The sequence below is a fragment of the Pseudoalteromonas mucoides genome (genome assembly GCF_049257175.1).
Classification (GTDB): domain Bacteria; phylum Pseudomonadota; class Gammaproteobacteria; order Enterobacterales; family Alteromonadaceae; genus Pseudoalteromonas.
The window spans coordinates 17,702-44,214 of sequence record NZ_JBMMUC010000019.1 but is presented as its reverse complement, the minus strand read 5'-3'; the positions used below and the strand labels follow the sequence as shown (position 1 = coordinate 44,214).

Here is a 26,513-nt window from a genome sequence, read left to right as displayed (position 1 = left end):
GATGGGTTTAAAGAAATTTCTAGAAGATATCGAGCCGCATTTTGAAGCCGGTGGTAAACATGAAAAGTGGTATGCCCTGTATGAAGCAGCAGCAACTATTTTTTATACACCAGGCTATGTAAATAAAGGCGCGACACACGTTCGTGACAACATCGACCTAAAACGTATGATGATTTTAGTGTGGATGGCGACGTTCCCAGCCATGTTTTTTGGTATGTTCAATATTGGTCATCAGGCCGCCGGTGCATTAGCACAAGGTTTTGAACTAGCAAACTCTTGGCAAGTTGGTTTGTTCCAGTTATTTGGTGGTGAATTAACCGCTAACTCAGGCTGGGGCGCTAAAATGTTTTACGGGGCATGCTTCTTCTTGCCAATCTACGCAGTAACCTTTGCTGTGGGTGGTTTTTGGGAAGTATTATTTGCTTCAGTGCGTAAGCATGAAGTTAACGAAGGTTTCTTCGTAACGTCAGTGTTATTCGCTTTGATCCTTCCTGCAACGATTCCTTTATGGCAAGTAGCGTTAGGTATCACGTTTGGTGTAGTAATCGCTAAAGAAATCTTTGGTGGTACTGGCCGTAACTTCTTAAACCCTGCATTAGCGGGCCGTGCATTTTTATTCTTTGCATACCCCGCGCAAATTTCAGGTGACACAGTATGGACAGCAGTAGATTCATTCTCTGGTGCAACTATGCTAGGTCAAGCGTTTGTTGGTTCACTAGACTTTAGCAACATGGAGCTATGGTGGAATGCGTTTTACGGTTTCATTCAAGGTTCAGTAGGTGAAACATCTACACTTGCATTGTTAGTGGGTGGTTTATTCCTTATCTATGTTCGTATCGCTTCTTGGCGTATCGTGCTAGGTGTGTTCTTGGGTATGGTTGCAACTGCATTCTTATTAAATGCAATTGGTTCTGATACTAACCCAGTATTTGCAATGCCTTGGCATTGGCACTTAGTATTAGGTGGTTTTGCTTTTGGTATGTTCTTTATGGCGACAGACCCAGTGTCTGCTGCATTTACCGATAAAGCAAAATTCGCATACGGCGCACTTATTGGTGTGATGGTAGTAATGATCCGTGTAATCAACCCTGCATTCCCTGAGGGTATGATGCTAGCAATCTTATTTGCTAACTTATTTGCACCATTATTCGATCACTTTGTAGTGCAGGCTAATATCAAGCGGAGGTTGGCACGTAATGTCTAGTAATAACGAATCAATCGGCAAAACGCTAACCGTTGTTGTTGCACTATGTTTAGTGTGTGCAATCATCGTATCGTTTGCTTCAGTTCAGCTTCGCCCATTACAGCAAGCTAACAAAACGCAAGATATTCAAAAAAATATCTTAGCCGCAGCGGGTATCGATGCAGTTGAAAATATCTCTGATACATTTAACTCAAAAATCGAAGCACGTGTTGTTAATATGGAAACTGGTGAGTTTGTGGATGTTGATCCTAACTCATTTGATTTCGAAAAAAGCAAGTTCGACCAGAACATCAGTAAGTCTTTAAAAGAGAAAGGTGTTAAAGATATAGCTGGTATCCAGCGTATGACTGATAACTCACCTGTATATATCTCGAAGAAAGCAGACGGTTCTACAGATGCAATTATTTTGCCAATCCAAGGTTACGGCCTTTGGGGTGTAATGTATGGCTTCTTAGCACTTGAAAGCGATGGCGAAACTGTTAAAGATATTAACTTTTATAAGCACAACGAAACACCAGGCTTGGGTGGCGAAATCCAAAACCCACAGTGGACTGCAAGTTGGAATGGTAAAGAGTTACCAATCAACATTGTAAAAAGTGGCGCTAAAAATGAGCATCAAATCGATGGCTTATCTGGTGCAACTTTAACGTCTAACGGTGTTGATCACGCAGTTGATTTTTGGACTGGCGAAAACGGCTTTGGTCCTTTCCTTGCGAGAGTACGTGAAGGAGCGTTGAAATAATGGCTGATACTAAAGAAATGAAGTCGGTTCTATTTGGACCGGTATTCGCAAATAACCCAATCGCATTACAAGTACTTGGTGTTTGTTCTGCGCTTGCGGTAACGTCAAGCTTAAAAAATGCGTTAATCATGTCAATCGCATTGACATTGGTAACGGCGTTTTCAAGTTTGTTTATCTCTATGATCCGTAACCAGATCCCGTCATCTGTTCGTATCATCGTGCAAATGACTATCATTGCATCACTAGTAATCGTGGTTGACCAAGTGCTACAGGCCTTCTCTTATGCTACGGCAAAAGAGCTGTCGGTATTCGTTGGTCTAATTATTACTAACTGTATCGTAATGGGTCGTGCAGAAGCATACGCAATGAAATCACCACCTATCATGTCATTCCTTGATGGCATCGGTAATGGTCTTGGTTACTCTGTAGTGTTACTGACTGTTGGCTTTATTCGTGAGCTATTTGGTAAAGGTACTTTGTTTGGCGCTGACATCATCCCTCTTGTACAAGATGGTGGTTGGTACCAACCTATGGGTCTATTGATTTTACCACCTAGTGCTTTCTTCATCATTGGTTTATTCATTTGGGTACTTCGTACTTATAAGAAAGACCAAGTAGAAGCGAAAGGGTAAGGGGCAGACAATGGAACATTATATTAGTTTATTCGTAAAAGCGGTTTTCATTGAAAACTTAGCGCTAGCCTTCTTCCTAGGTATGTGTACTTTCCTTGCAGTATCAAAGAAAGTAACCACGTCTATCGGCCTAGGTGTGGCAGTTATCGTGGTATTGGGTATCTCAGTACCAGTTAACAACTTGGTTTATCATGCGGTTCTTGCACCTGGTGCACTTGAGTGGCTTGGCTACCCTGAAGCAGACCTTAGCTTCTTACGTTTCTTGACTTTCATCGGTGTTATTGCAGCACTGGTACAAATTCTTGAAATGGCATTAGATAAGTTCTTCCCTGCACTATATAACGCGTTAGGTATCTTCCTACCATTGATCACAGTTAACTGTGCAATCTTTGGTGCGGTATCTTTCATGGTAGAGCGTAACTATAACTTCGGCGAGTCTGTGGTTTATGGTATCGGTTCTGGTGTAGGTTGGGCGCTAGCAATTACATTACTTGCTGGTATTCGTGAAAAAATGAAATATTCAGACGTGCCAGACGGCCTACGTGGTTTAGGTATTACCTTCATCACAGTTGGTTTGATGGGTCTTGGCTTTATGTCATTCTCTGGTATTTCACTTTAATAGGTAGCGAGGATAAATCATGAGTTATGAGATTTTCTTAGGCGTTGGTGTTTTCATCGCTATCGTTGTACTACTAGTTTTAGTCATCATTGGTGCTAAATCTAAGTTAGTTGCAAGCGGTGACATCATCATCGGCGTAAATGGCGATCCAGATAAAGCCATTAAAACATCAGCAGGTAGTAAGCTATTAGGTGCGCTATCTGAGTCAGGTATTTTCGTATCATCTGCATGTGGTGGCGGTGGCTCTTGTGGTCAGTGTCGTGTTCACATCAAAGAAGGTGGCGGCGATATCTTACCAACAGAACTTGATCACATCTCTAAAGGTGAAGCCCGTGAAGGCTGTCGTTTAGCGTGTCAGGTAAATGTTAAAAACGACATGGAAATTGAACTTGAAGAGTCAATTTTCGGTGTTAAAAAGTGGGATTGTGAAGTTATTTCTAACGATAACAAAGCAACCTTCATCAAAGAGCTTAAGCTACAAATTCCTGATGGCGAGTCAGTACCGTTCCGTGCCGGTGGTTATATTCAAATTGAAGCCCCAGCGCACCACGTTAAATACGCTGATTTCGATGTACCAGAGGAATACCGTGGCGACTGGAACCATTTTGGTTTCTTCAAACTGGAGTCAAAAGTAGACGAAGAAACAATTCGTGCTTACTCAATGGCTAACTACCCAGAAGAAGAAGGCATCATCATGCTTAACGTGCGTATTGCTACGCCGCCGCCAAGAGATTTAAGCTTGCCTTGTGGTAAAATGTCATCGTACATTTGGTCACTTAAAGAAGGTGATAAAGTAACTATCTCTGGTCCATTTGGTGAATTCTTCGCGAAAGAAACTGACGCTGAAATGGTATTCGTAGGTGGTGGTGCTGGTATGGCGCCAATGCGTTCACATATCTTTGACCAACTTAAACGCTTAAACTCTAAGCGTAAGATGAGTTTCTGGTATGGTGCACGTTCTAAACGTGAAATGTTCTACGTAGAAGATTTTGACGGCTTAGCGGCTGAAAATGATAACTTCGTATGGCATACAGCACTTTCAGATCCACAACCTGAAGATAACTGGGAAGGCTACACTGGCTTTATCCATAACGTGTTATTTGAGAACTATCTTAAAGATCACGAAGCGCCAGAAGATTGTGAGTTCTACATGTGTGGTCCTCCAATGATGAACGCAGCTGTTATCACAATGTTGAAAGACTTAGGTGTTGAAGACGAAAATATCTTACTAGATGATTTCGGTGGCTAACACTGATACCAAAACAGTTTAGTTTTGGTTAGAATATCAGCCTCGTAGCAATACTTGTTACGAGGCTTTTTTATTTCAAAATTTAAAGTAGGCTGCCATGATTAGAGTTTTTCACCCGCAGGCATTAATTGCCTTATTTTTTCTTACCTTCACTTTACTTATATCTGGCTGTGGCCAAAGTGATGAACCTAAAGAGCTTTACCTTGAAGGTAAAACCATGGGCACTACTTATCACATTAAAGTATTTGCTAAGCAAGAAAAGCTCGATACATTGAATTTACTACCTGAAATTACCGAGCTGTTAAAAGATATTAACCTATCAATGTCGACTTATATTAAAGAGTCAGAAATCAACCAATTTAACCGTTTAGCTGCCGGTGAAGTCATGCCAATTAGCAGTGACTTTAGAGCGGTGGTGAGCGAATCAATTCGCTTAGGGGAGTCAACTAAAACGCTTGATGTGACAATGGGACCCTTGATTGACTTATGGGGATTTGGTCCAGATAAAAAACCAACTAAACGCCCAACGGACGAAGCATTAGCTAGCATGATTGCTAAAATTGGCGTTGATAAATTAAAACTAACTGAGCAGGGGTTAGCGAAAACGATTGACGGCTTAGAGCTTTCGTTTTCATCAACTGCAAAAGGCTATGGTATTGATAAAGTTGCCGAGCTACTAGAAAGCCATGGTTTAACTAACTATATGGTAGAAATTGGTGGTGAGCTGCGCATTGCAGGTAAAAAGCCTAACGAACAGGATTGGCGCATAGCGATTGAACAACCAGACGCGGAGCCTGGCACACGCAAGGTGCACCATATTTTAGCGCCAGGTAATAATGGTATGGCGACATCGGGTGATTATCGTATATTTTATGAAATGGATGGTGTGACTTACAGCCACTTAATTGATCCAGTTACCGGTATGCCAAGTCGTCATGATCTAGTATCAGTTACCGTATTGCACCCTTCAGCAATGACAGCTGATGGCCTTGCTACTGCATTAACTATTATGGGGATGGATAAAGCTCAAGCCTATGCAGAAAAAAATGACTTAGCGGTCTATCTAATAGCTAAATCGAAGGATGGTTTAGTGACTTATTCAAGCCCAGCATTTAAACCCTATTTGTAGCATGGTTTAAATACGTTTATAATGCACTCAACTTGATGGTTAGCATCAAGCACTTTTTAATTGCTGAACAATAGGGGCTAAGCAATGTCACTTTTTCTTCTTACTTTTGGTTTACTTATTTTAATTGTCGCAGCAATGGCCATTGGCATGATAATGCAGAAAAAATCTATGGCTAGTAGCTGTGGTGGCCTAGGTTCAGTAGGCATTGATAAAGCCTGCGATTGTGATGACCCATGTGACAAACGTAAAAAGCGCATGGCAAAAGAGCAAGTTTGGAAAGAAAACCAAATTTTATAAGCTCGATAGACGTGAGTAAAAAGCGCCCTTCACCTTGGCGCTTTTTTTGTGGCTTTAAAAGATTAACTATTCACCATGTAGGTCAGCTATGCAGCCATTTTCAACTAAAGTGTACTTTTTACGTCACGGTGAGCTTGAGCAGCAAAATGTATTAGCTGGGCGTAGCGACTTTGAGTTGAGCAAAAAAGGTGTTCAGCAGTTAGAAGATGCAGTTGCTGGGCTTTGTGATATCACCTCTGTAACAAGCTCTCCTTTAAAGCGTTGTAAATTATTTGCTCAACAGCTTGCCAATACTCGCCAACTCCCGCTCAACATTGACAGTGCAATCGCAGAGTATGATTTTGGCGATTGGGATGGGCAAAGTTATGAAGTGCTTTGGCAACAAAGTAGCTCACCGACAATCGGAGACTTTTGGCAAAACCCTTGGCAAATTACGCCCCCCAATGGCGAATCCATGAACGCGTTTTATAGCCGAGTTGAAACTTGGTGGCAGGGGTTATTGGCGATGATCAGCACACCCAATACAGGAGCGCATTTAGTCATAACGCATGCTGGTGTTATTAAGCAGTTGTTGGCGATAGTATGTCAGCTCCCTCGTGAGTCACTCATTAGCCAAAATGTATTTTCAATCCCTTATGCCGGACTTATTTGTGTTGATGTTTACATTGATGAACAAGGTGAAGCTTGGCCTAAAATTGTTTTCTAGGCTGTTTTTAGCCATCTAGAAAGATATTAATTGAAATATAAACTCACCTGCTCATAATAGAGGGGTATTTAGGAATGAGGTGCAAGTCCTCAGCTGTTCCCGCAACTGTAAGTCACATTAGTGATAAGTCAGATACTAAATACGTTAAATCAACTTAAATAACTGAGCGGGTAAACTCATCTTTTTCATAAGCATTTGCTTGTGTTTACTGCATTGGGTTTTCGCGTGCTAGCAGAGATAAACATTGCAGACACCAACAGCGCTTCTTACCGTCGACGATTTATCGTGGACTGTTGCTAATACAGCTATTCTAAAAAAAATAAACATCAGCATTGAGCAAGGCCAGTTTATTGGCTTGCTTGGGCCTAATGGTGCGGGTAAGTCGAGTTTATTGCGTTGTCTTTATCGGTTTAATAAACCTACATGTGGTCAAGTACTGCTTGGTTCACATGATATTTGGCAATTAAGCGCGGATAATTTTGCTAAGCAAGTTGCCGTGGTTCTGCAAGAAACACCCTCACAATTTAATCTATCTTTGTATGATGTGGTCAGTCTTGGGCTTACTCCGCATAAGCGTCTTTTTAGTGGCACCACACAAAGTGATAAGCAGCTAATTCACCAAGCGATAAAACAAGTAGGCTTAATAGAGCATGCTAACCAAGCGTTTGATTCGCTCTCCGGTGGTGAAAAGCAACGTGCTTTAATTGCCCGTGCCATAGTGCAAAAGCCACAGCTTTTGATTATGGATGAGCCTACCAGCCACCTTGACGTAAAATATCAAATTCAATTAATGGAATTAGCCAAATCACTCGGTGTAACAGTGTTGGCATCGTTTCATGATTTAAATTTAGCAGCCAGCCTGTGTGATGAGTTATTCGTTATCGACCATGGTGAAATCGTTTCATCGGGCACACCAGAGCAGGTTATAACAGAGAAAATGCTAAGCGATGTATTTGGCGTGTGTGCTCAAGTATCCAGCCACCCGCAAAGTACAGCGCAATCCATTCCGCATATAACGTATTTTTATGGTTATCAATCAGGAGCGCTTCATGCAACTGAAAAATAACCTATTACTACCGCTAACTATGGTATTAAGTGTACTGAGCATCTTCGTCGCATTGAGCTTTGGTGCTGCCCCTAGTAAGTTTATTGATGTTTACCACAGCGTAATTGGACAGTGGTTTGGCCAAGGTAGTGATTCGTTTATTGAGCGGATAATTTGGCAGCTACGTTTGCCGCGTACGTTATTGGCATTTTTAGCAGGCTCAGGACTTGCAATTGCAGGGCTAATTTTGCAAACCGTGACCCGTAATCCACTGGCTGACCCCTATTTATTTGGTATTTCATCTGGTGCTTCATTTGGTGTGGTGTGTTTTATTACCTTCACTGGTATCAGTGCTGGGTTTTCAATGTCGCTGGCTGCATTTGTAGGCAGTATGCTGACCATGTGCCTATTGGTATTTATTGCAGGGCGTAGAGCGTCAGCTCAGGTTGAAACAATGCTACTGGCAGGGGTTGCACTGTCGTTTTTATTCAGCGCATTTACCAGCTTACTGCTTTATTTTAGTGACCCTCAAGCGATTACCGCAATATTATTTTGGACCTTAGGTAGCTTTGCAAGAGCGCAGTGGCAAGCACTTTGGTTACCCGCTTTAGCCATCTTCAGTTGTATCATTTTATTAATGAGTTTTAGACGTCAACTCAATGCCATGTTATTGGGTGATGAGAGTGCCGCGACCTTAGGTATTCCTGTGCAACGCTTTCGTTTGCTAATGCTGGTGTTAAGTTCGTTAATTACAGCGCTCTTGGTGGCGTTATGTGGCGGGATTGGTTTTGTGGGTTTGATGATACCCCATATAGTGCGTTTTTTCGTATCCCAGGGAACCTTAACAGGTCTTACTATGACAGCACTCGTTGGTGGTACATTTATGGTCTGGGTGGATGTGCTCTCGCGTATTGTGATGAGCAACCAAGAGCTACCAATTGGGGTGATCACCTCGGCCATTGGTAGTGTGTTCTTTTTATCTTTGCTGTGTTTTCGTAAAAAGGCGTATCAATAATGCATTCTGTTAAACCGTTGAACACGCAATTTGATACGCTGATAAGCGATAAAATTAATCACAAAACTAAGCCGCTTGGTGCACTGGGTCTACTTGAACCACTAGCACTGCAATTGGTGACTATTTTCAGTCAATATATTGATACTCAAAGTGCATTTTTAGATTTTCAGCCAGCTATAAAACAGCCTACATTAATCGTGTTTGCTGGCGATCATGGTGTTGCAGCGCAAGGAGTGTCAATTGCCCCCAGCGACGTTACAGCGCAAATGGTGGCTAATTTTGCTGCTGGCGGCGCGGCAATTAATGTGTTTTGCAATCAGCTAGGCTGGCAGCTTGAAATAGCAGATTGCGGTACTTTAACGAAAGTACCTAACACGGACATTCGTGATTGTCGTTTAGGGGATATCACCGAGCCGTTGAATCAACACATGGCTATGAGTACCGAGCAGGTACAACAAGGGTTTAGCAATGCAAAAAAACTTGTATTAGAGCTTAAAAAGAGTGGCTGTAATACTCTAGCCTTGGGGGAGATGGGCATAGGTAATACCACCAGTGCAGCCGCTATTATGGCGGCAATGCTTAAACTCCCTGCCAGTGAATGCGTGGGTAAAGGTACTGGGGTAAGTGATGAGGTGGTTGCGCGTAAAGTAAAGGTTGTGGAGCAAGCACTGTTGTTACATAAAACTCACCTAGATGATCCAATCAGCTTGCTTGCAGCGCTTGGTGGCTTTGAAGTTGTGCATATTGTGGGCGCTATGCTTAGCGCTGCTGAACAGCAAATGGTGGTACTGGTTGATGGTTTTATTTGTACCGCCGCAGCTTTAGTCGCGATTGCAATTAATCCCAATGTAAAAGCGTATTTTATTTTTACGCACAACTCAAATGAGCAAGGCCATAGTAAAATGTTAGCCCATTTAGAGGTTAAACCATTATTGCAATTAGCTTTGCGCTTGGGCGAAGGGACTGGCGCTGCATTAAGTTTGCCTTTACTGCAAAGTGCGATCGGTTTTTATAATCAAATGGCAAGTTTTGCCGACGCCGCTGTAGATGATGTGGTGTAAGTGATGACCCAAGCACGTATCACGCAATGGCAGTTGCTACAATTGGCTGTTAGTTTTTTAACCCGCATCCCGGTAACACTTCGTTTTGAGGTAACATCGCAGCACTTAAATCAAGCCAGCCGCTACTTTGCGTTAGTAGGATTAGGGCTTGGTTTAGTACATGCTTTGGTGTTTTACTGCCTGCAATTTATATTACCTGTTTCAATGTGTGTGTTGTTAGTGTTAGCGCTGAGCCTACTAATGACGGGTGCTTTTCATGAAGATGGCTGGGCCGATGTATGGGATGGCTTTGGTGGTGGCTGGCAGGTATCACAAAAGTTAAACATCATGAAAGACAGCCGCTTAGGTACATACGGCGCTGCGTCACTCATTATTATATTGATGCTGAAATATCAAAGTTTAGTGATATTAAGTGAACACAGTGGTGTGTTGTTATTTGCTATCATTGCAGGGCAATGCTTGAGCCGTGTTGTTGCGACCAGTCTCATTTTTAGTATGGATTATGTGAGCGAAGATGCCAGCGCAAAAGTAAAGCCACTGGCTATGCACTTATCTAAAACCGGATTAGTCACTTTATTATTAACAGCTGCGCTTTTATTTGCCGCTACGTTGATTTTACAGCTTGTCACTTGGCAGGCATTAGTAATCATAACCCTGACTTTAGTATTCGTACGTTTGATGGTTATGCATTGGTTTAAACGCCAATTAGGCGGTTATACAGGGGATTGCTTAGGGGCCGCGCAGCAACTTAGTGAGGTGAGTATTTATATAACTCTCATCGTTATAATGACGAGTAGCGCACAATGAAACCACAACATACTTTAATTCTTGGTGGTGCCCGTAGTGGCAAAAGCCGCTTTGCAGAGCAATTAGCAGCAAGCACTGAAAAACCCGTAATATACATCGCTACCGCACAAGGCCATGATGATGAAATGCAAGCACGTATTCATCGTCATCAACAGCAGCGCCCAGCACATTGGCAGCTAATTGAAGAGCCAATAGCGCTTGCAAACACGCTACTTAAACATAGCAAAGCTGGTAACTGCATTTTAGTTGATTGCCTCACACTGTGGTTAAGTAACTGCTTATGTCATGATGATAACTGCTGGGCGCAGCAAAAACAGGCATTGCTTAGGGTGCTAAGTGAGCTCCCTGGTCCCGTTATTTTTGTCAGTAACGAAGTTGGACATGGGATTGTGCCACTTGGACAATTAAGCCGAGACTTTGTTGATGAGTCTGGCTGGCTACATCAAGCTATTGCTGCAGAGGTTGCTCGGGTTGAATTTATAATGGCAGGCTTGCCGCTCACTTTAAAAAGTAGTGAATGATGAAAACAATAATGATCCAAGGCACCACATCCGATGCCGGTAAAAGTACATTGGTTGCAGCTTTATGCCGGGTGTTTGCAGAGCAAGGCGTAAGCGTTGCGCCTTTTAAGCCACAAAACATGGCACTTAATAGCGCAGTAACTGAAGATGGCGGCGAAATAGGCCGAGCTCAGGCGTTACAAGCAATCGCGGCAAAGGTTGCCCCAAGAATAGACTTTAATCCGGTATTACTTAAGCCTAATAGTGATACTGGCGCCCAAGTGATCATTCACGGAAAAGCGATAAGCAATATGGAAGCGGGCGCTTACCACGACTATAAAAAAGTCGCGATGGATGCTGTGCTCACCTCACAAGAAAGATTAAGTAAAGAATTTGAGTTATTGGTTGTAGAAGGCGCTGGGAGCCCCGCAGAAATCAATCTGCGTGCCGGCGATATTGCCAATATGGGTTACGCTGAAGCGGTGGATTGCCCTGTCATTATTATTGCTGATATTGATAAAGGTGGGGTATTTGCGCACTTAGTGGGCACCTTGGCATTGCTGAGCGAGTCAGAGCAAGCGCGAGTAAAAGGTTTTGTGATCAATCGCTTTCGTGGTGATATTGCATTACTTCAAGGTGGCCTTGATTGGCTCGAAGAGTATACTGGCAAACCAGTACTTGGCGTATTACCTTATTTGCATGATCTAGCCTTAGATGCCGAAGACGCCGTTGCAATTGATAACACATTAAAGCAGGCCAGAGTGAGGATTGCGGTGTTATTGTTGCCGCATATTAGTAATCATACAGATTTTGATGCGCTGCGGTTAAACCCACAAATAGATATAAACTACGTGCGTTACACCCAGTCTATTCCCAATGTTGATCTAATTATTATTCCTGGCAGTAAAAATGTGACCAGTGATTTAGTCTTTTTAAAAAATGAAGGGTGGGAGGATCAAATTAAGCGCCACCTTCGCTATGGCGGTAAAGTGCTAGGCATTTGCGGCGGCTTGCAAATGTTAGGTACTGATATTTACGACCAGGTAGGGGTTGAGTCAAGCACTCAGCATTGTAAAGGATTAGCACTTGGTGACTTTACTACTCAATTAGGCGTTGAAAAAGTACTGACGCAAGCATCGGCTATTATTCATTTAAATGGCAGCGAGGCCCAAGTAACGGGGTATGAAATTCACGCAGGTCAAAGCCGTGGCCCTGCACTTGAACAACCCTTGTTAAAATTTACTACACATCCACAAAATGTGACTCATGATGGTTTTATATCAGATGATAATAATGTAGCGGGTACTTACTTACATGGCCTGTTTGATAGCAGTGCAGCAAGCCAACTGATACTCGACTGGGTGTTACCAAGCAGCGGTATTGAACAGCATATAGATATAAACACACATCGCGAACAGCAACTAACGCGTTTGGCCCAGATGTGTAAACAGCATTTAGATATTCCACAAATTACTAAAATTTACCAAAACTGGTAAGGAGCACGTAGATGAGCGACACAAATAACGACAAACACCAACAGCGCCAACAAAAAGTAAAAGACAAAGTGGATGAGCGCATTGCTGCAGCGCAAACAGAAAAGGGTATTTTTCAGGTGATCACCGGCAACGGCAAAGGTAAATCTACCTCAGGATTTGGCACAGTAACTCGCTGTGTCGGCCACGGTATGAAAGCCGCTGTGTGTCAATTTATAAAAGGCACATGGCCTTGTGGTGAGCGTAACTTATTACAAGGTGCGGGCGTTGAATTTGCTATTATGAATACAGGTTTTACGTGGGAAACACAAAATAAAGAGTCAGATACCGCCGCCGCGCAAGCGACATGGCAAGATGCAAAGCGTATGTTAAATGACGAATCAATTAACCTTGTATTACTTGATGAAATTACTTACATGATCACTTATGGCTATATTGATTTAGAAGAAGCGTTAGAAGTCATTGCTAATCGTCCGCCGATGCAGTCAGTAATTGTAACAGGGCGTGGCGCGCACCGTAAGTTAACAGACCTTGCTGATACAGTAAGCGAAGTGCGTAATGTTAAACACGCATTTGATGCGGGTGTAAAAGCGCAAATAGGGTTTGATTACTAATGTGGGTATTAAGGCTCGCATTATTTGTTTGTTTCGCCTTGGGCAGTGCTAATCTACTGGCTGACGCTAATAAGCAACAACTGAGAATTGTAGCCCTTGCTCCGCATATAGTCGAAAACCTTTACACCATTGGTGCCGGCGAGCAAATAGTGGGGACCGTTGAGTACGCTGACTTTCCAAAGGCAGCAAATAAGATCCCGCGTTTAGGTGGTCATCAAGGTATTCAAATAGAAAAGCTGTTAGCGCTTAAACCTGACTTGGTACTGGCGTGGAAAACAGGCAGTAAATCAGACGACTTAGCCTTGATAGAGCGTATGGGCGTTAAGGTTTTATACAGTGAGGCAAATGAAGTCGAAAAAGTGTCACAGGAGCTGCGTCGTTTAGGTAAGTTGACTGGGCGAGAAGATGCGGCAAAGCTTGCAGCGACTGAGTTTCAGCAAAAACTAGACGCTATAAAAGCCAAACAACAGGGTAAAGCCAGTGTTGCTGTGTTTTATCAATTATGGCCAGAGCCGATGATGACGGTCAGTAAAAATACCTGGATCAATCAACTTATTGAGATTTGCCATGGTAGCAATGTGTTTGCCAATAGCCGAACCGACTATCCGCTTATAAGTATTGAAAACGTGATCGTTGCTAAGCCTGAGGTGATTATTCTTCCAGAAGAAAAATCAAAAACCAAACAACCGATTATCGATTGGCAGCAATGGCCTGAAGTCCCCGCAGTTAAGCATAATCAGTTTATCCAAGTTAATGCCGACTTACTGCACAGGTTCACTACCCGTATGCTTGATGGGCTAGATGAACTATGTGATAAAATAGACCAAACAAGAGCCGTTTTGAAGGATGTACAATGAGTCAGTGGCAAACATTTTTACAAGCCGAATGTGCCAAACCCTATATGCAAGATACGCTTGCTTATGTTGCCCAAAGGCGCAGTGAAGGGGTTGCGGTTTACCCACCAGAGCAGCAGGTATTTAGTGCTTTTGAGGCTACAGAGCTTAGCAGTATTAAAGTGGTTATTTTAGGGCAAGACCCATACCACGGCGAAGGGCAGGCTCATGGTTTGTGTTTTTCAGTACTGCCTGAAGTGACTAAATTGCCGCCATCACTTAAAAATATGTATAAAGAACTCGCCACTGATATTTCAGGGTTCGTAGTACCGCAACATGGTCACTTGCAAAGCTGGGCTGAGCAGGGGATATTTTTATTAAATACAGTATTGACCGTTGAGCAAGGGCAACCGCACTCTCATAAGCACTTAGGATGGGAGCAATTTACCGATAAAGTGATTAATCATATTAATGATCACACAACTGGCGTGGTGTTCATTTTATGGGGCGCACATGCGCAAAAGAAAGGTAAAGGTATCGATGCTACTAAGCACTTTGTTTTAAATGGCCCGCATCCATCACCGCTTTCAGCGCACCGTGGCTTTTTCGGCTGTCGACACTTTTCTAAAGCAAATGAGATACTTCAGCAACAAGGCAAGGCCGCTATAAATTGGCAGGTGTAAGTAACCTGAGGTTAAAAATTAAAAAGGCCGTTAGCTGTTAAGCATGCGGCCTTTTTAATTACTTGTTAAGTTAAAAATCTAACTCATCAATTGCAATGTTGTCTGCAAAATAGTCTAACTCCTGTAGTTCTTTGCGTAAACGTTGCTTATCTTTTAAAGCTTCGATTTCGCGCCATTTTCTCTTTTTATTCTTCTGAGAGGTCTTTTTTATTGTGCTAGGACCTTCTAATATTTCTAAAATATCGTCTAGGCTATCCATGAACTTCTCCTATTGAATTTTGAACCTCGGAAATACCTATATCACAGGCCAAACTAAAATAGAATAAAAAAGTGACACTAATGTTACATAAATGTGATGGCTAGATTAAATTATATACGCGGAAAAAATAAAAAACGCCACATGAGTGGCGTTTTATAGAGTAAGTGTTTATTTACTTATCTTAAATTTATCTTTAAATAGTTACATCGCTTTAAAGCGTGCCTCTAATTGCTCCTGGGCATCGGCAAATGAGCGAATACCTTCAGCCAGTTTTTCGGTCGCCATAGCATCTTGGTTATGTAACCAACGGAACTGAGACTCTGTAAGTGGCTCTGGTTTTGGCTCTTTAGGAATATCACTTTCTAGTAAATATTCTTGCGCGCCTTCAAGGTTGCCTAAGTCTTCTAAAAGGTTAGGGCTAATAGTTAGCTTATCACAGCCTGTTAGCGCGATAATTTCGCCAGTGTTACGGAAGCTTGCGCCCATAACCACGGTTTTATAATCATGGCGTTTGTAAAACTCAAAAATGCTACGTACAGATTGAACACCTGGATCTTGTAGCGGATCAGTTGGTTTTTCCATACCGTTTGCAACGTGCCAATCTAAAATACGGCCCACGAAAGGCGAGATTAAAAATACGTTTGCATCGGCACAGGCACGTGCTTGGGCATCGCTAAACAATAAAGTAAGATTACATTTAGTACCTTCTTTTTCTAGTTGCTCAGCGGCTTTAATACCTTCCCATGTAGAAGCTATTTTAATTAAGATTTTATCTTTGCTCACGCCTTCTTTTTCATACAGACTAAGTAAAGTATGGGCTTTATCGATAGTTGCTTGGGTGTCAAATGATAAGCGCGCATCGACTTCGGTAGAGATGTAACCCGGTACAATCTCGCTGATTTCTTTACCTAGTAATACGGCAAAGTAATCGCAAGCGAGTTCAAGTTGTTTGGCGGCATCTTGCTCGGTTTCTTTAGCATAGCTAAATGCTTTATCTAAATAAGGCTTATACGCTTCGATTTCGCTGGCTTTAAGAAGTAAAGATGGGTTTGTCGTCGCATCTTCTGGTTGGTGTTTTTTAATCGCCTCAATATCGCCGGTGTCGGCTACGATAGAAGAATGTTGTTTGAGCCTTTGTAGAGCTGAAGTCATTTGCTTTCCTCATTCCAAGCAAGTTAAAAGAAAATCCACTGTAACTACCTTATACTGCAACACTGTGACAGCGCTTGATAGGTCATATGTCCGTATCAGTAAAGAACGAAGGCGCAATGCAAATTTTGCCGCGCAAAAGTAAGGTAGGACTAAACAAAACGTGCATTTCGTTTCATTTAATGTTGAAATTGACATTAAATAATTTACAAGTCAATAGCTAACTATGATCACTGTTATTTCACCTGCAAAAAATTTAGATTTTGAAAGCAAATCAACCACAGATAAATTCAGCCAACCTGAGCTACTAGAGCACAGCGAAGAGTTGATGAGCGTGTGCCGTGAGCTTACACCTGCACAAATTAGTAGCTTAATGAAAATCAGCGATAAGCTAGCGGGGCTCAATGCTGCCCGTTTTAGTGAATGGGCGCAGCCGTTTACTGAAGAAAATGCTAAACAAGCAGTACTCGCTTTTAACGGTGATGTATACGGCGGTTTAGCGGCAGACACACTAACAGCTGAGCAACTTGACTACGCACAAAACCACTTACGTATTTTGTCGGGCCTTTATGGGCTGTTAAAGCCGCTAGATTTAATGCAAGCATACCGTCTTGAAATGGGTACTAAGCTTGATAATAGCCGTGGTAAAAACTTATATGAATTTTGGGGCTGTATTATTGCCAAGAAGTTAAATACAGTTTTAGCTCAGCAAGATAGTCAATACTTAGTCAACCTTGCATCTAATGAGTATTTTAAAGCGGTTGATAAAAAAACCTTATCTGCGCAAATCATCACACCACATTTCAAAGACTGTAAAAATGGTCAATATAAAATTATTAGCTTTTACGCCAAAAAAGCACGCGGCTTAATGGCTCGTTATATAATTGAAAATAAAGTAACCCAATTAAGTCAGCTCAAAGAGTTTACTGTTGATGGTTATTACTTTAGTGAAGAAGCCACAACTAAAGAACTTGAGCCTGTATTTTTACGCGACGAGCAAAATTAGTTTTAATTACGAAATATATTAAAACCACGCAAATGCGTGGTTTTTTATTTTTGGCGTTTATTTTGCAATGACCTGATTATTAAATAATAGTTTTCAGGATCAATCATGATAAATATCCCTTCAATTAGTGAGGCCGAAAAGCTTATCGAAGAAAAGCTCGGAGGCTGGTTTGATATTGTTATAAGCCATATCCCTAACTTTATCGTTGCAGTGCTAATTGCTATTGTATTTTCAATTCTCGCACGCTTTTTAGGTTCCATGGTGCGTAAGGTTTTACGCAGATCATTAGATTCCAAGCAAATAGCCGATTTAATGGCTTCTATCTTCAAGATGGTGGTCTTGTGTGTTGGGGTCTTTATTGCCTTGGATTTTATGGGGCTCAAAGGCACTGTCACTTCATTACTAGCAGGTGCTGGTATCGTAGGTTTAGCAATTGGTTTTGCATTTCAAGATATGACTGAAAACCTCATTGCAGGTATCGCAATGGGTATTCGAAAACCCTTTAAAACTGGTGATGTGATTAAAACTGATGATGCCTTTGGTACGGTTAAGTCTATAAACTTACGTAATACATTGATTGAAAATTTTTATGGTCAACTAATCTTAGTACCTAACAAGATCCTATTTCGTAATGTTTTACGTAATTACAGTACCTTAGGTATTCGCCGTATTGAAGTACCGGTAGGTATTTCGTATGGCGACGACCCAGAACTAGCAGCTGAAGTGATTGTGAAGAGAATCAATGAGTTTGATTTTGTTATTAAGCAGGACGAAACAGCCGTATACGCTGAAGGGTTTGGTGATAGCAGCGTGAATTTATTGGTTTGGTTTTGGATAAAGTACCCTGGCGAAGCGGATTTTATGACTGTAAGGCATAAAGCGATTGTTGCAGTTAAACAAGCATTAGCTGAAGCTGATATCAGTATTCCATTCCCAATTCGCACGCTTGATTTTGGTATAAAAGGGGGTGAAAAACTCGATGCCATGATCAGTGAAAAACGAAATGATGAAGATTAAATAATACCATGTACATAAAGTGCACTTGTATGCGCTTTATGTACTTTTTACTCAGCGGCCATACATATTTACATACCACGGCAATCAATTTGTCGCTGATAGAGTGAATTTCTTAGTAAAATAGACTAGGTTTATTGCAGCTATTAAACGTTAGAAGTTTAATTATGGATAACCTTCAAAACCTACCGCCTGACAATCCATGTATAAGATGCTGCTGTTTAGATGATAAAGACACGTGTATAGGATGTTTTAGAACGCTTGATGAAATACTGAACTGGCATAACGCATCAACAGAGCAGAAAATACAAATAATAGCGGCATGTAAAGTGCGTAAAACGCGCTGTAAAAATAAAGGTTTGAGCTAAGTTTAAACCTTTATTTATGCTTTTTAGAATAACGAACTGTTTTTCCTCGGGGAGCGCCTGCAAGTTATAAACTGCATTTTTTAACTCTTCTAATTAAATTTTATCGCTTTGTATTATAAACCTGATTTTTCTATCGTTTATTTATCAAGCTGAAAAATGATAGCGCTGTCATTTTTGTTGGTGTATGATTAATTTTATGTAATAAATATGGTTTTAGTATTGCTATACCTTAGGTTTACAAAGTTTTTAAGGTGTACGGCTAAAATAATTAATTAAAATAAACTGGTGAGATAAAACTATGGAAGCAACCGTCGAGTGTGAAGCAAATACGAAGCATAGTATTTGGCTACCAATGACATTGGCAGGATCAATGTTCTTTATATTAGGGTGTATAACCTGGCTTAATGGTGCAATTACTCCATTTTTACAACAAATGTTGGTGTTATCTCCGCTGCAAGCATCGTTTATTATCTCTTCATTTTACATTGCAGTAACGGTTGCGGGCATCCCGTCAGCGATGCTTATTAAGCGAGTGGGTTATAAAAGTGGGATGGCGATAGGTTGTGCGGTAATGGCAGCCTCTGCTTTGATGTATATACCTGCTGCGAAGCTGCAAATGATTGAAATATTCTTATTTGCTCAGCTAATGATCGGTGTTGGGCAGACCATTTTACAAACAGCGATAAATCCATATGTGGTAAAAATGGGTTCGGAAAAATCAGCGGCAGTACGCGTATGTATTATGGGCCTATTAAACAAATTTGCAGGGGTTATTGTACCTGTTATTTTTGCAGCTGTAGTCGTGAGTGGTGTTGTGGCTGATGGCGAACAATTATCGCAAGCGCAAAAAGATGCTATGGCTAACAGTTTAATTTTACCTTATTTAGCTATTGCCGGGTTTATCTTATTGTTTGCTTTATTTGCTAAGTTTGCGCCATTACCTGATTTAGTATTCGAAGAGTCAGAAGGTTCAGGTAAAGGTGAAGTAAAACAAGCTCTGCAACATCCTCACTTAGTATTTGGTGTGATTGGTATTGCTCTTTATGTTGCGGTAGAAGTTATCGCTGCTGATACAATAGGCTCATACGCACTGCAAATAGGTATTGCTGATTACTCAGTGATGACTTCTTATACTATGGCTTGCATGTTAATTGGTTATGGCATTGGTATAGCCCTTATTCCACGTTTTATGTCGCAGCAAAATGCACTTGTTATGTCAGGAATTGCAGGTATCGTTACCGTGCTTGCTGTTGTATTTGGTAGTAATGATTCATTTATTATTGCTAACTTATTATTAGTCCCATTCGGCGGACCTGAATTACCAGACCCACTTTTATGTATTGCATTACTTGGCTTTGCTAATGCTATGGTATGGCCAGCAATTTGGCCTTTAGCACTGGCAGGACTTGGGCGCTTAACGGGCACTGCTTCTGGTTTACTTATTATGGGTATTGCTGGTGGTGCATTAGGACCATTACTAATTGGTTTAGGTAATGTTGCAGGTCTGGGCCCACAAGGCGCATACGTGGTAATGATCCCCAGTTATTTGTTTATTTTATTTTATGCGTTTAAAGGTCATAAAATGAAGAGTTGGAAGTAGAGTTAAGTTAGCGAGAATATAGCTAGCTAAGAAAGTGTTAGCTTCCAAGAGCGCGGTTTTAACCGCGCTTTTTCTTGGTCTCGCAAATTAAACCATAGATCGAGAGCGTCTGTTTAATACCCGAAGAGCTAAAATTAATAGCGCAATTAAGCAAATGATTACTCCTGTAATAGTTACCCCTTGATGTGGCACCCAACGTATTATCAATAAACCAAATGTGAGTAATATAAAAGGTTTGAATTCATAGTAGTAATAGTGTTTTTTAACTCTGATTCGATTTACTTTATGGTCAACACGGCGCGCGTTTGAGCGTAAACGCCAGATATTAGCACCATAAAAAAACATCATAATGCCCAATAAGGTGCTAATCAAAGAGTTACCGATTAGTAAACAACCTGCACCAAAGAGAAAACTTAAATAGGGAATTGATTCATATATAGGTTTAGCGATCATAATACTTCGTACCATCATCCTTGACTGTAACTTAATTATTTATTGTACCTTAAGTAGAAGCCAAAGCAATTTATTAACATATTTAAATTATAAATGTCTGAATGTTTCGTTAATTAGTAATTTTTATGTTTCTATAAAAAAATATCATTACAAAAACACTGTGAATTAATTTCAATCCCTGTTTAAATATGTTCAAGATAAGAGCATAGGCAAATTGACGTTTTCAGCGTATAATTCAGCCTTTAAAAAATACCATACACGTTGCCCTAGGAGCCCCCATGTTAGAACGTAGCATGAATATTTCGGATTTTGATCCAGAGTTATTTGCAGCAATCAATAAAGAAACTGCACGTCAAGAAGAGCACATTGAATTAATTGCCTCTGAAAACTACTGTAGCCCACGCGTACTAGAAGCGCAGGGATCACAGCTTACAAATAAATATGCAGAAGGCTACCCGGGCAAGCGTTACTACGGTGGTTGTGAGCACGTTGACGTGGTTGAGCAATTGGCTATTGACCGTGCAAACGAATTATTTGGTTCTGATTACGCAAACGTACAACCACATGCGGGTTCACAAGCAAACGCAGCTGTTTTTTTAGCGCTTTTAGAAGCTGGCGATACAGTACTAGGTATGAGCTTAGCTCATGGTGGTCACTTAACGCATGGTTCACATGTAAGTTTCTCAGGTAAACTTTACAATGCAATCCAATACGGACTAGATGAAGCGACTGGCGAAATCGATTACGCTCAAGTTGAAGCGTTAGCACTTGAACACAAACCAAAAATGATTATCGGTGGCTTCTCAGCATACTCTGGTATCGTTGATTGGGCTAAATTCCGTGAGATCGCAGATAAAGTAGGTGCTTACTTATTTGTAGATATGGCTCACGTTGCAGGTTTAATCGCTGCAGGTGTTTACCCAAGCCCAGTTCCTCATGCTCACGTTGTAACAACAACGACGCACAAAACATTAGCAGGCCCACGTGGTGGTTTGATCATCTCTGCATGTGGTGACGAAGCTATCTACAAAAAGCTTAATAGCGCTGTGTTCCCTGGTGGCCAAGGTGGTCCTTTATGCCATATCATTGCTGCAAAAGCAGTGGCATTTAAAGAAGCACTACAACCTGAGTTTAAAGTTTACCAAACACAAGTTGTTAAAAATGCCCAAGCTATGGTTGCAGTAATGCAAGAGCGCGGCTATAAAATCGTTTCTGATAAAACAGAGAACCACTTGTTCTTACTTGATTTAATCGATAAAGACATCACTGGTAAAGATGCAGACGCTGCCCTTGGTAATGCTAACATCACCGTAAATAAAAACTCGGTACCAAACGATCCGCGTTCACCATTTGTTACTTCAGGCCTACGTATTGGTTCACCTGCAATCACTCGTCGTGGCTTTAAAGAAGCTGAGTCAAAAGAACTTGCTGGTTGGATTTGTGACGTACTAGACAACATCAACGATGAGTCAGTACAAGCGCAAGTAAAAGAGAAAGTTCAAGCTATCTGTAAAAAATTACCTGTTTACGCTTAATCTAATTAGTTTAAGTATATAAACAGTAATTTAGATAACAAGAGCGATGTTTTTTGTTATTATAAAGGCCGCCCTTAAGCGGCCTTTTTAGTTTTTTGAATCGGAAGCAGACACCTATGCATTGTCCATTTTGCACCGCAAAAGATACCAAAGTGATAGATTCACGTTTAGTTGGCGGTGGTCACCAAGTACGACGTCGTCGCGAATGTAACGAATGTCATGAGCGCTTTACGACCTTTGAAGGGGCTGAGCTGGTGATGCCAAGAGTAATTAAGCAAGATGGTAGCCGTGAGCCTTTCAATGAAGATAAACTGCTCAATGGCTTACACCGAGCACTAGAAAAACGCCCTGTTAGTACTGAGCAAGTGGATGAAGTTGTCAATATTATTAAATCACAGCTACGTGCCACCGGAGAGCGTGAAATCTCAAGTCATTTAATCGGTGAATGCATTATGGAGTCATTAAAAAAACTCGATAAAGTAGCTTATGTTCGCTTTGCTTCTGTGTATCGCTCGTTTGAAGATATACGTGAGTTTGGTGAAGAAATAGCACGTTTGGGCGATTAATATGCAATTTACAGAGCAAGATCACTCTTATATGAGCCGCGCTATTGAACTGGCAAAGCGTGGTCGCTTCACTACAACCCCGAACCCGAATGTTGGCTGTGTTTTAGTCAAAGACGGCAATGTTGTTGGTGAAGGCTTTCATCAATTAGCAGGGCAAGGCCATGCTGAAGTGAATGCTTTAGCAATGGCAGGGAGGGAGGCAAAAGGCGCTACCGCCTATGTTACCCTTGAGCCATGTAGCCACTTTGGCCGTACGCCACCGTGTGCAGAAGCTTTAAAAAACGCTGGAGTGAGTAAAGTAATCGCAGCCATGGTCGATCCTAACCCGCAAGTAGCAGGAAAGGGGTTAGCAATTTTAGCTGATGCAGGAATTGAGGTGGCATCAGGGTTACTTGAACAACAAGCGCGGCTATTAAACCGCGGTTTTTTAAAGCGTATGGAGCATAAGCTTCCATTTGTAACCTGTAAAATTGCAGCCAGCCTTGATGGTAAAACGGCATTACAAAATGGTCAAAGCAAATGGATTACCTCAACTAAAGCTCGTCACGATGTGCAATTATACCGCGCCCAAAGCTGCGCGATTTTAACTGGCGCAGATACAGTGTTGGTTGATGATGCTAAATTAAATGTACGTCAAAATGAGTTGCCACAGAACCTGCCCACAGAGCTTCCACTGCGCCAACCTATTCGAATTATTGTTGATTCACAAAATCGATTAACACCAGAGCTTGCTCTATTTAGCATTGAAAGTGACATAATAATTCTAACCACACAGCTTGATAAATCCAAGCAGTGGCCGCATTACGTAAAGCATATTGTCGTGCCAGAGAAAGAACAAAAAGTTGATTTATTAGCTGCTTTAAAGTTACTGGCACAACAACAAATTAACTCTATTTGGTTAGAAGCTGGTGCGACTCTGGCAGGCGCAATGACTGAGCAAAATTTAATAGATGAGTTTGTAGTTTATCTTGCCCCTAAATTATTAGGAAATGACGCGAAAAGTTTACTAAACTTTGCAACGCTGACTAGTATGCAAGATACTATTAACCTCGCTATTACAGATTGCACACTGGTGGGAGATGATATTCGTATCACCGCAGGTGTTAATGCAATGAAATCGTCTTAACTTATTATTGAGAGTAATCATTATGTTTACTGGTATTATTGAAGCAACTGGGGTCATTAGCGATTTGCGAAAAACCCAAGGCGATTTAGCTATTCGTATTCAAAGCAACGACTTAGATATGTCGGACGTTAAACTTGGTGACAGTATTGCCACTAATGGTGTTTGTTTGACCGTTGTTGCTAAGCACGATAATGGTTTTAGTGCTGATTTATCAAATGAAACAATCAGCCTTACTGGGTTTGCACATTATCAACAAGGGCAAAAAGTTAATCTTGAAAAAGCCATGCAGCCAGTATCTCGTTTGGGCGGCCATCTAGTTTCTGGGCATGTTGATGGTATAGCGACGATTACCAGCATCACAACGAATGCTCGTGCAACAGAGTATTGGCTTACCACAGATACCGAGTTAATGAAGTATATACCTTACAAAGGCTCGGTGTGTGTAGACGGTATTAGCTTAACTGTTAACGCAGTTGAAGGTAATAAATTTAAGCTCACTATCGTTCCGCATACAGCAGAACAAACAACGATTGCTGATTTTAAAGTGGGCACTCAAGTAAACTTAGAAGTAGATCAAATAGCCCGTTATTTAGAGCGCTTGATCAAAGGTGCAGAACAGCCAGCAGGTTCAGATATTTCAATGAGCTTATTAGCTCAAGCTGGTTTTATAAAGTAAGAATAAAAAGCCCAATACACTCCACAACTTAATTATGAGTAGATTATGAATTTACACAGCGCACAAGAAATTATTGATGACATTAAAGCCGGTAAAATGGTTATTTTAATGGATGACGAAGACAGAGAAAATGAAGGTGATTTAATTATTGCAGCTGAGCATATTAGTGCTGAAGCAATTAACTTTATGGCGACCCATGGTCGCGGTCTTATCTGTTTGACGATGACGCAAGAGCGCTGTGAGCAACTTGATTTACCCTTGATGGTAAAAAATAACGGTGCTGCATTTTCTACTAACTTCACTATGTCGATTGAAGCATCGAAAGGTGTGACAACAGGAATTTCTGCCGCTGATCGTGCGCGTACAGTACAAGCTGCCATTGCAAAAGGTGCAGTTCCATCAGATATCGTACAACCTGGGCATATTTTCCCAATAATGGCTCAGCCTGGCGGCGTCCTAACGCGTGCTGGTCATACAGAAGCTGGTTGTGATTTAGCGCGTTTAGCAGGTCTAGAGGCATCATCGGTGATTGTTGAAATTCTCAATGCAGATGGCACCATGGCGCGTCGCCCAGATTTAGAAATATTCGCTAAAGAACATAACATTAAAATTGGTACTATCGCTGATTTAATTGAATACCGTAACATCAACGAAACCACGATTGAGCAAGTTGCTAAATGCAAACTACCTACTCAACATGGTGAGTTTGACTTAGTAACGTATAAAGACACCATTGATGGTCAACTCCATTACGCTTTATTAAGTGGTGAAATTAAAGCCGATGAGCCAACGCTTGTGCGCGTTCACTTGCAAAGTACCTTTAATGATATTTTGTTATCAGATCGCAGTGCTGACCGAAGCTGGGGTTTATCAGAGGCCATGGCTTATATTGCAAAGCACCAAGGTGCATTGGTTATACTTGGTAAACAAGAATGCACAGAAGAATTAGAAGCGACAGTAAAAGCATTTGCCGCAGAAGATGTGGGTGAAAGTGTTAGTCATCGTAAATTCCAAGGTACATCGCGTACTGTTGGCGTGGGCTCACAAATATTGGCTGACTTAGGTATTAAACAAATGCGTTTGATGAGCCGACCGAAAAAGTACCATGCACTTTCTGGCTTCCACCTTGAAGTAGTTGACTATGTAGAGCCGCAATAAGCTAGGCTATTTTTTTATTTTTATGCTATGATGCGCTGCAATTTTTGCGCAATCGCTTGAACTTATTTTTAGGGTTATCGAATGAAAATTATCGAAGGTAATAAATACGCTCCGGGCAAGAAATTTGCCATTGTCATTTCACGCTTCAATGACTTTATTGGTAGCAGCCTATTAGCAGGCGCTGTTGATGAATTAAAGCGCACTGGTGGTGTATCAGAAGACGATATCACAGTGGTATATGTACCTGGTGCGGTTGAGTTACCTTTAGCAGCGAAACGCGTTGCAGCAAAAAAAGAGTATGATGCAATCATCGCCTTAGGCGTTGTGATCAGAGGTGGTACACCACACTTTGATCTCGTTGCTGGCGAATCAAATAAAGGCTTGGCGCAAGTGTCGCTTGAGTATGATATCCCGGTTGCATTTGGCGTATTAACCACAGAAAGCATTGAGCAAGCGATTGAACGCGCTGGCACCAAGATGGGCAACAAAGGTGGCGAAGCTGCTTTAGGTGCGCTTGAAATGGTTAATGTGTTAGATAAAATTTAAGTTTAAGGAATTTTTGTGAAACCAGCAGCAAGACGTAAAGCACGTATCTTAGCACTTCAAGCCGTTTATTCTTGGCAACTAAGTGGCAATGCAATTGCCGATATCGAACAACAAATGTTGATCGAAAACGACGTGACTAAAATCGACGTTGAATATTTTAAAGATCTCGCTCGTGGCGTTGCTGTAAATAAAACGCAACTAGACGAAGCTGTCTCTCCACATCTTACTCGTCCATTTGATGAGTTAGATATGGTTGAAAAGGCGATCTTACGTCTGAGCGCTTATGAGCTAAAATTCCGCGAAGATGTACCATACAAAGTAGCAATCAATGAAGGTATTGAGCTTGCTAAAATCTTTGGCGCAGAAGACAGCCATAAGTTTGTCAATGGTGTATTAGATAAAGCAGTTAAGCAATTACGTAAGTAATC

At 41.4% G+C, this 26,513-nt stretch carries 30 protein-coding genes and 1 riboswitch; of the genes, 28 read left to right on the top strand and 2 right to left on the bottom strand.

The annotated features are described in order from the left end of the window. Position 1: 1 nt before the first annotated feature. From AAEU30_RS18360 to ung, 17 genes are all read left to right on the top strand, one after another. The gene (locus AAEU30_RS18360; RefSeq protein WP_421961782.1) at positions 2-1,204 is read left to right on the top strand and encodes an NADH:ubiquinone reductase (Na(+)-transporting) subunit B; all 1,203 of its coding nucleotides are present in this window, start codon (positions 2-4) and stop codon (positions 1,202-1,204) included. Next, positions 1,197-1,946: a Na(+)-translocating NADH-quinone reductase subunit C gene (locus tag AAEU30_RS18355; RefSeq protein WP_290210199.1), complete on the top strand. Its 750-nt coding sequence runs from the start codon at positions 1,197-1,199 to the stop codon at positions 1,944-1,946. The genes AAEU30_RS18360 and AAEU30_RS18355 overlap by 8 nt, the downstream gene beginning before the upstream one ends. Then, a complete protein-coding gene (locus tag AAEU30_RS18350; protein WP_099294880.1) occupies positions 1,946-2,578 on the top strand; it encodes an NADH:ubiquinone reductase (Na(+)-transporting) subunit D in 633 nt (210 codons plus the stop codon). Before AAEU30_RS18355 ends, AAEU30_RS18350 begins: the two co-directional genes overlap by 1 nt. 10 nt (positions 2,579-2,588) lie before the next feature. Then, positions 2,589-3,197 (top strand): NADH:ubiquinone reductase (Na(+)-transporting) subunit E, encoded by a 609-nt coding sequence (nqrE, locus tag AAEU30_RS18345; protein WP_016708692.1) that lies wholly within the window; start codon positions 2,589-2,591, stop codon positions 3,195-3,197. 19 nt (positions 3,198-3,216) lie between these two features. After that, positions 3,217-4,446, top strand: a complete 1,230-nt coding sequence (nqrF, locus tag AAEU30_RS18340) for an NADH:ubiquinone reductase (Na(+)-transporting) subunit F (RefSeq protein WP_421961781.1) — start codon at positions 3,217-3,219, stop codon at positions 4,444-4,446. 97 nt (positions 4,447-4,543) lie between these two features. Then, complete coding sequence (locus tag AAEU30_RS18335) at positions 4,544-5,575, top strand: FAD:protein FMN transferase (protein WP_421961780.1); 1,032 nt, start codon at positions 4,544-4,546, stop codon at positions 5,573-5,575. 84 nt (positions 5,576-5,659) lie between these two features. Next, entirely contained in the window at positions 5,660-5,872 is a 213-nt protein-coding gene (gene nqrM, locus AAEU30_RS18330) for a (Na+)-NQR maturation NqrM (RefSeq protein WP_135473143.1), read from the top strand. An 88-nt stretch (positions 5,873-5,960) separates the two neighbouring features. Next, positions 5,961-6,578 carry a histidine phosphatase family protein gene (locus AAEU30_RS18325; protein WP_421961779.1) on the top strand — a complete coding sequence of 206 codons (618 nt, stop codon included), beginning with the start codon at positions 5,961-5,963 and terminating at the stop codon, positions 6,576-6,578. Positions 6,579-6,610: 32 nt separating this feature from the next. Next, positions 6,611-6,731, top strand: a riboswitch (cobalamin riboswitch). Positions 6,732-6,822: 91 nt separating this feature from the next. Further along, the gene (locus AAEU30_RS18320) at positions 6,823-7,644 is read left to right on the top strand and encodes an ABC transporter ATP-binding protein (RefSeq protein ID WP_421961778.1); all 822 of its coding nucleotides are present in this window, start codon (positions 6,823-6,825) and stop codon (positions 7,642-7,644) included. Beyond that, entirely contained in the window at positions 7,628-8,638 is a 1,011-nt protein-coding gene (locus tag AAEU30_RS18315) for a FecCD family ABC transporter permease (protein WP_421961777.1), read from the top strand. The genes AAEU30_RS18320 and AAEU30_RS18315 overlap by 17 nt, the downstream gene beginning before the upstream one ends. Continuing rightward, entirely contained in the window at positions 8,638-9,699 is a 1,062-nt protein-coding gene (gene cobT / locus AAEU30_RS18310) for a nicotinate-nucleotide--dimethylbenzimidazole phosphoribosyltransferase (protein ID WP_421961776.1), read from the top strand. The genes AAEU30_RS18315 and cobT overlap by 1 nt, the downstream gene beginning before the upstream one ends. Before the next feature lie 3 nt (positions 9,700-9,702). Further along, positions 9,703-10,506 carry an adenosylcobinamide-GDP ribazoletransferase gene (locus AAEU30_RS18305; RefSeq protein ID WP_421961775.1) on the top strand — a complete coding sequence of 268 codons (804 nt, stop codon included), beginning with the start codon at positions 9,703-9,705 and terminating at the stop codon, positions 10,504-10,506. Beyond that, positions 10,503-11,027, top strand: coding sequence for a bifunctional adenosylcobinamide kinase/adenosylcobinamide-phosphate guanylyltransferase (gene cobU, locus AAEU30_RS18300; RefSeq protein ID WP_421961774.1), 525 nt, complete (start codon positions 10,503-10,505; stop codon positions 11,025-11,027). Before AAEU30_RS18305 ends, cobU begins: the two co-directional genes overlap by 4 nt. After that, positions 11,027-12,502, top strand: coding sequence for a cobyric acid synthase (locus AAEU30_RS18295; RefSeq protein ID WP_421961830.1), 1,476 nt, complete (start codon positions 11,027-11,029; stop codon positions 12,500-12,502). The genes cobU and AAEU30_RS18295 overlap by 1 nt, the downstream gene beginning before the upstream one ends. An 11-nt stretch (positions 12,503-12,513) precedes the next feature. Continuing rightward, the gene (cobO, locus tag AAEU30_RS18290; protein WP_421961773.1) at positions 12,514-13,113 is read left to right on the top strand and encodes a cob(I)yrinic acid a,c-diamide adenosyltransferase; all 600 of its coding nucleotides are present in this window, start codon (positions 12,514-12,516) and stop codon (positions 13,111-13,113) included. Beyond that, a complete protein-coding gene (locus tag AAEU30_RS18285; RefSeq protein ID WP_421961772.1) occupies positions 13,113-13,970 on the top strand; it encodes a cobalamin-binding protein in 858 nt (285 codons plus the stop codon). The genes cobO and AAEU30_RS18285 overlap by 1 nt, the downstream gene beginning before the upstream one ends. Continuing rightward, positions 13,967-14,629, top strand: a complete 663-nt coding sequence (gene ung / locus AAEU30_RS18280) for a uracil-DNA glycosylase (protein WP_421961771.1) — start codon at positions 13,967-13,969, stop codon at positions 14,627-14,629. The genes AAEU30_RS18285 and ung overlap by 4 nt, the downstream gene beginning before the upstream one ends. A gap of 70 nt (positions 14,630-14,699) precedes the next feature. Here ung and AAEU30_RS18275 read toward each other — a convergent pair whose 3' ends face one another. Both AAEU30_RS18275 and tal read right to left on the bottom strand, forming a co-directional pair. Further along, positions 14,700-14,888 (bottom strand): DUF3545 family protein, encoded by a 189-nt coding sequence (locus AAEU30_RS18275; protein ID WP_421961770.1) that lies wholly within the window; start codon positions 14,886-14,888, stop codon positions 14,700-14,702. A 201-nt stretch (positions 14,889-15,089) separates the two neighbouring features. Then, positions 15,090-16,040 (bottom strand): transaldolase, encoded by a 951-nt coding sequence (tal, locus tag AAEU30_RS18270; protein ID WP_421961769.1) that lies wholly within the window; start codon positions 16,038-16,040, stop codon positions 15,090-15,092. A gap of 223 nt (positions 16,041-16,263) precedes the next feature. On the opposite strand from tal, the gene yaaA reads away from it, so the two are divergent. The 11 genes from yaaA (at position 16,264) to nusB (ending at position 26,511) form a co-directional block, all read left to right on the top strand. After that, positions 16,264-17,043, top strand: coding sequence for a peroxide stress protein YaaA (gene yaaA / locus AAEU30_RS18265; protein WP_421961768.1), 780 nt, complete (start codon positions 16,264-16,266; stop codon positions 17,041-17,043). A gap of 105 nt (positions 17,044-17,148) precedes the next feature. Next, entirely contained in the window at positions 17,149-18,060 is a 912-nt protein-coding gene (locus tag AAEU30_RS18260; protein ID WP_421961767.1) for a mechanosensitive ion channel family protein, read from the top strand. Between the two features lie 164 nt (positions 18,061-18,224). Next, positions 18,225-18,425 (top strand): DUF1289 domain-containing protein, encoded by a 201-nt coding sequence (locus tag AAEU30_RS18255; RefSeq protein WP_421961766.1) that lies wholly within the window; start codon positions 18,225-18,227, stop codon positions 18,423-18,425. A gap of 298 nt (positions 18,426-18,723) precedes the next feature. Then, on the top strand, positions 18,724-20,025 hold the full coding sequence (gene nagP, locus AAEU30_RS18250; protein ID WP_421961765.1) for an N-acetylglucosamine MFS transporter NagP: 1,302 nt from the start codon (positions 18,724-18,726) through the stop codon (positions 20,023-20,025). A gap of 731 nt (positions 20,026-20,756) precedes the next feature. Beyond that, positions 20,757-22,013 (top strand): serine hydroxymethyltransferase, encoded by a 1,257-nt coding sequence (gene glyA, locus AAEU30_RS18245; RefSeq protein WP_421961764.1) that lies wholly within the window; start codon positions 20,757-20,759, stop codon positions 22,011-22,013. A gap of 116 nt (positions 22,014-22,129) precedes the next feature. Next, positions 22,130-22,579, top strand: coding sequence for a transcriptional regulator NrdR (nrdR, locus tag AAEU30_RS18240; RefSeq protein ID WP_054552576.1), 450 nt, complete (start codon positions 22,130-22,132; stop codon positions 22,577-22,579). 1 nt (position 22,580) lies between these two features. Then, positions 22,581-23,705, top strand: coding sequence for a bifunctional diaminohydroxyphosphoribosylaminopyrimidine deaminase/5-amino-6-(5-phosphoribosylamino)uracil reductase RibD (ribD, locus tag AAEU30_RS18235; protein ID WP_421961763.1), 1,125 nt, complete (start codon positions 22,581-22,583; stop codon positions 23,703-23,705). Positions 23,706-23,727: 22 nt separating this feature from the next. Continuing rightward, entirely contained in the window at positions 23,728-24,381 is a 654-nt protein-coding gene (locus tag AAEU30_RS18230) for a riboflavin synthase (protein WP_421961762.1), read from the top strand. Between the two features lie 45 nt (positions 24,382-24,426). Beyond that, complete coding sequence (gene ribBA, locus AAEU30_RS18225; RefSeq protein WP_421961761.1) at positions 24,427-25,539, top strand: bifunctional 3,4-dihydroxy-2-butanone-4-phosphate synthase/GTP cyclohydrolase II; 1,113 nt, start codon at positions 24,427-24,429, stop codon at positions 25,537-25,539. An 81-nt stretch (positions 25,540-25,620) separates the two neighbouring features. Beyond that, positions 25,621-26,085, top strand: a complete 465-nt coding sequence (ribH, locus tag AAEU30_RS18220; protein WP_087530959.1) for a 6,7-dimethyl-8-ribityllumazine synthase — start codon at positions 25,621-25,623, stop codon at positions 26,083-26,085. Positions 26,086-26,100: 15 nt separating this feature from the next. Continuing rightward, positions 26,101-26,511 carry a transcription antitermination factor NusB gene (nusB, locus tag AAEU30_RS18215; RefSeq protein ID WP_087530958.1) on the top strand — a complete coding sequence of 137 codons (411 nt, stop codon included), beginning with the start codon at positions 26,101-26,103 and terminating at the stop codon, positions 26,509-26,511. Positions 26,512-26,513: the final 2 nt, after the last annotated feature.

Coding starts and splice junctions, on each gene's coding strand:
- AAEU30_RS18360 (WP_421961782.1), top strand. CDS start 2: ATGGGTTTAAAGAAATTTCTAGAAGATATCGAGCCGCATTTTGAAGCC.
- AAEU30_RS18355 (WP_290210199.1), top strand. CDS start 1,197: ATGTCTAGTAATAACGAATCAATCGGCAAAACGCTAACCGTTGTTGTT.
- AAEU30_RS18350 (WP_099294880.1), top strand. CDS start 1,946: ATGGCTGATACTAAAGAAATGAAGTCGGTTCTATTTGGACCGGTATTC.
- nqrE (WP_016708692.1), top strand. CDS start 2,589: ATGGAACATTATATTAGTTTATTCGTAAAAGCGGTTTTCATTGAAAAC.
- nqrF (WP_421961781.1), top strand. CDS start 3,217: ATGAGTTATGAGATTTTCTTAGGCGTTGGTGTTTTCATCGCTATCGTT.
- AAEU30_RS18335 (WP_421961780.1), top strand. CDS start 4,544: ATGATTAGAGTTTTTCACCCGCAGGCATTAATTGCCTTATTTTTTCTT.
- nqrM (WP_135473143.1), top strand. CDS start 5,660: ATGTCACTTTTTCTTCTTACTTTTGGTTTACTTATTTTAATTGTCGCA.
- AAEU30_RS18325 (WP_421961779.1), top strand. CDS start 5,961: ATGCAGCCATTTTCAACTAAAGTGTACTTTTTACGTCACGGTGAGCTT.
- AAEU30_RS18315 (WP_421961777.1), top strand. CDS start 7,628: ATGCAACTGAAAAATAACCTATTACTACCGCTAACTATGGTATTAAGT.
- cobT (WP_421961776.1), top strand. CDS start 8,638: ATGCATTCTGTTAAACCGTTGAACACGCAATTTGATACGCTGATAAGC.
- AAEU30_RS18305 (WP_421961775.1), top strand. CDS start 9,703: ATGACCCAAGCACGTATCACGCAATGGCAGTTGCTACAATTGGCTGTT.
- cobU (WP_421961774.1), top strand. CDS start 10,503: ATGAAACCACAACATACTTTAATTCTTGGTGGTGCCCGTAGTGGCAAA.
- AAEU30_RS18295 (WP_421961830.1), top strand. CDS start 11,027: ATGAAAACAATAATGATCCAAGGCACCACATCCGATGCCGGTAAAAGT.
- cobO (WP_421961773.1), top strand. CDS start 12,514: ATGAGCGACACAAATAACGACAAACACCAACAGCGCCAACAAAAAGTA.
- AAEU30_RS18285 (WP_421961772.1), top strand. CDS start 13,113: ATGTGGGTATTAAGGCTCGCATTATTTGTTTGTTTCGCCTTGGGCAGT.
- ung (WP_421961771.1), top strand. CDS start 13,967: ATGAGTCAGTGGCAAACATTTTTACAAGCCGAATGTGCCAAACCCTAT.
- AAEU30_RS18275 (WP_421961770.1), bottom strand. CDS start 14,888: ATGGATAGCCTAGACGATATTTTAGAAATATTAGAAGGTCCTAGCACA.
- tal (WP_421961769.1), bottom strand. CDS start 16,040: ATGACTTCAGCTCTACAAAGGCTCAAACAACATTCTTCTATCGTAGCC.
- yaaA (WP_421961768.1), top strand. CDS start 16,264: ATGATCACTGTTATTTCACCTGCAAAAAATTTAGATTTTGAAAGCAAA.
- AAEU30_RS18260 (WP_421961767.1), top strand. CDS start 17,149: ATGATAAATATCCCTTCAATTAGTGAGGCCGAAAAGCTTATCGAAGAA.
- AAEU30_RS18255 (WP_421961766.1), top strand. CDS start 18,225: ATGGATAACCTTCAAAACCTACCGCCTGACAATCCATGTATAAGATGC.
- nagP (WP_421961765.1), top strand. CDS start 18,724: ATGGAAGCAACCGTCGAGTGTGAAGCAAATACGAAGCATAGTATTTGG.
- glyA (WP_421961764.1), top strand. CDS start 20,757: ATGTTAGAACGTAGCATGAATATTTCGGATTTTGATCCAGAGTTATTT.
- nrdR (WP_054552576.1), top strand. CDS start 22,130: ATGCATTGTCCATTTTGCACCGCAAAAGATACCAAAGTGATAGATTCA.
- ribD (WP_421961763.1), top strand. CDS start 22,581: ATGCAATTTACAGAGCAAGATCACTCTTATATGAGCCGCGCTATTGAA.
- AAEU30_RS18230 (WP_421961762.1), top strand. CDS start 23,728: ATGTTTACTGGTATTATTGAAGCAACTGGGGTCATTAGCGATTTGCGA.
- ribBA (WP_421961761.1), top strand. CDS start 24,427: ATGAATTTACACAGCGCACAAGAAATTATTGATGACATTAAAGCCGGT.
- ribH (WP_087530959.1), top strand. CDS start 25,621: ATGAAAATTATCGAAGGTAATAAATACGCTCCGGGCAAGAAATTTGCC.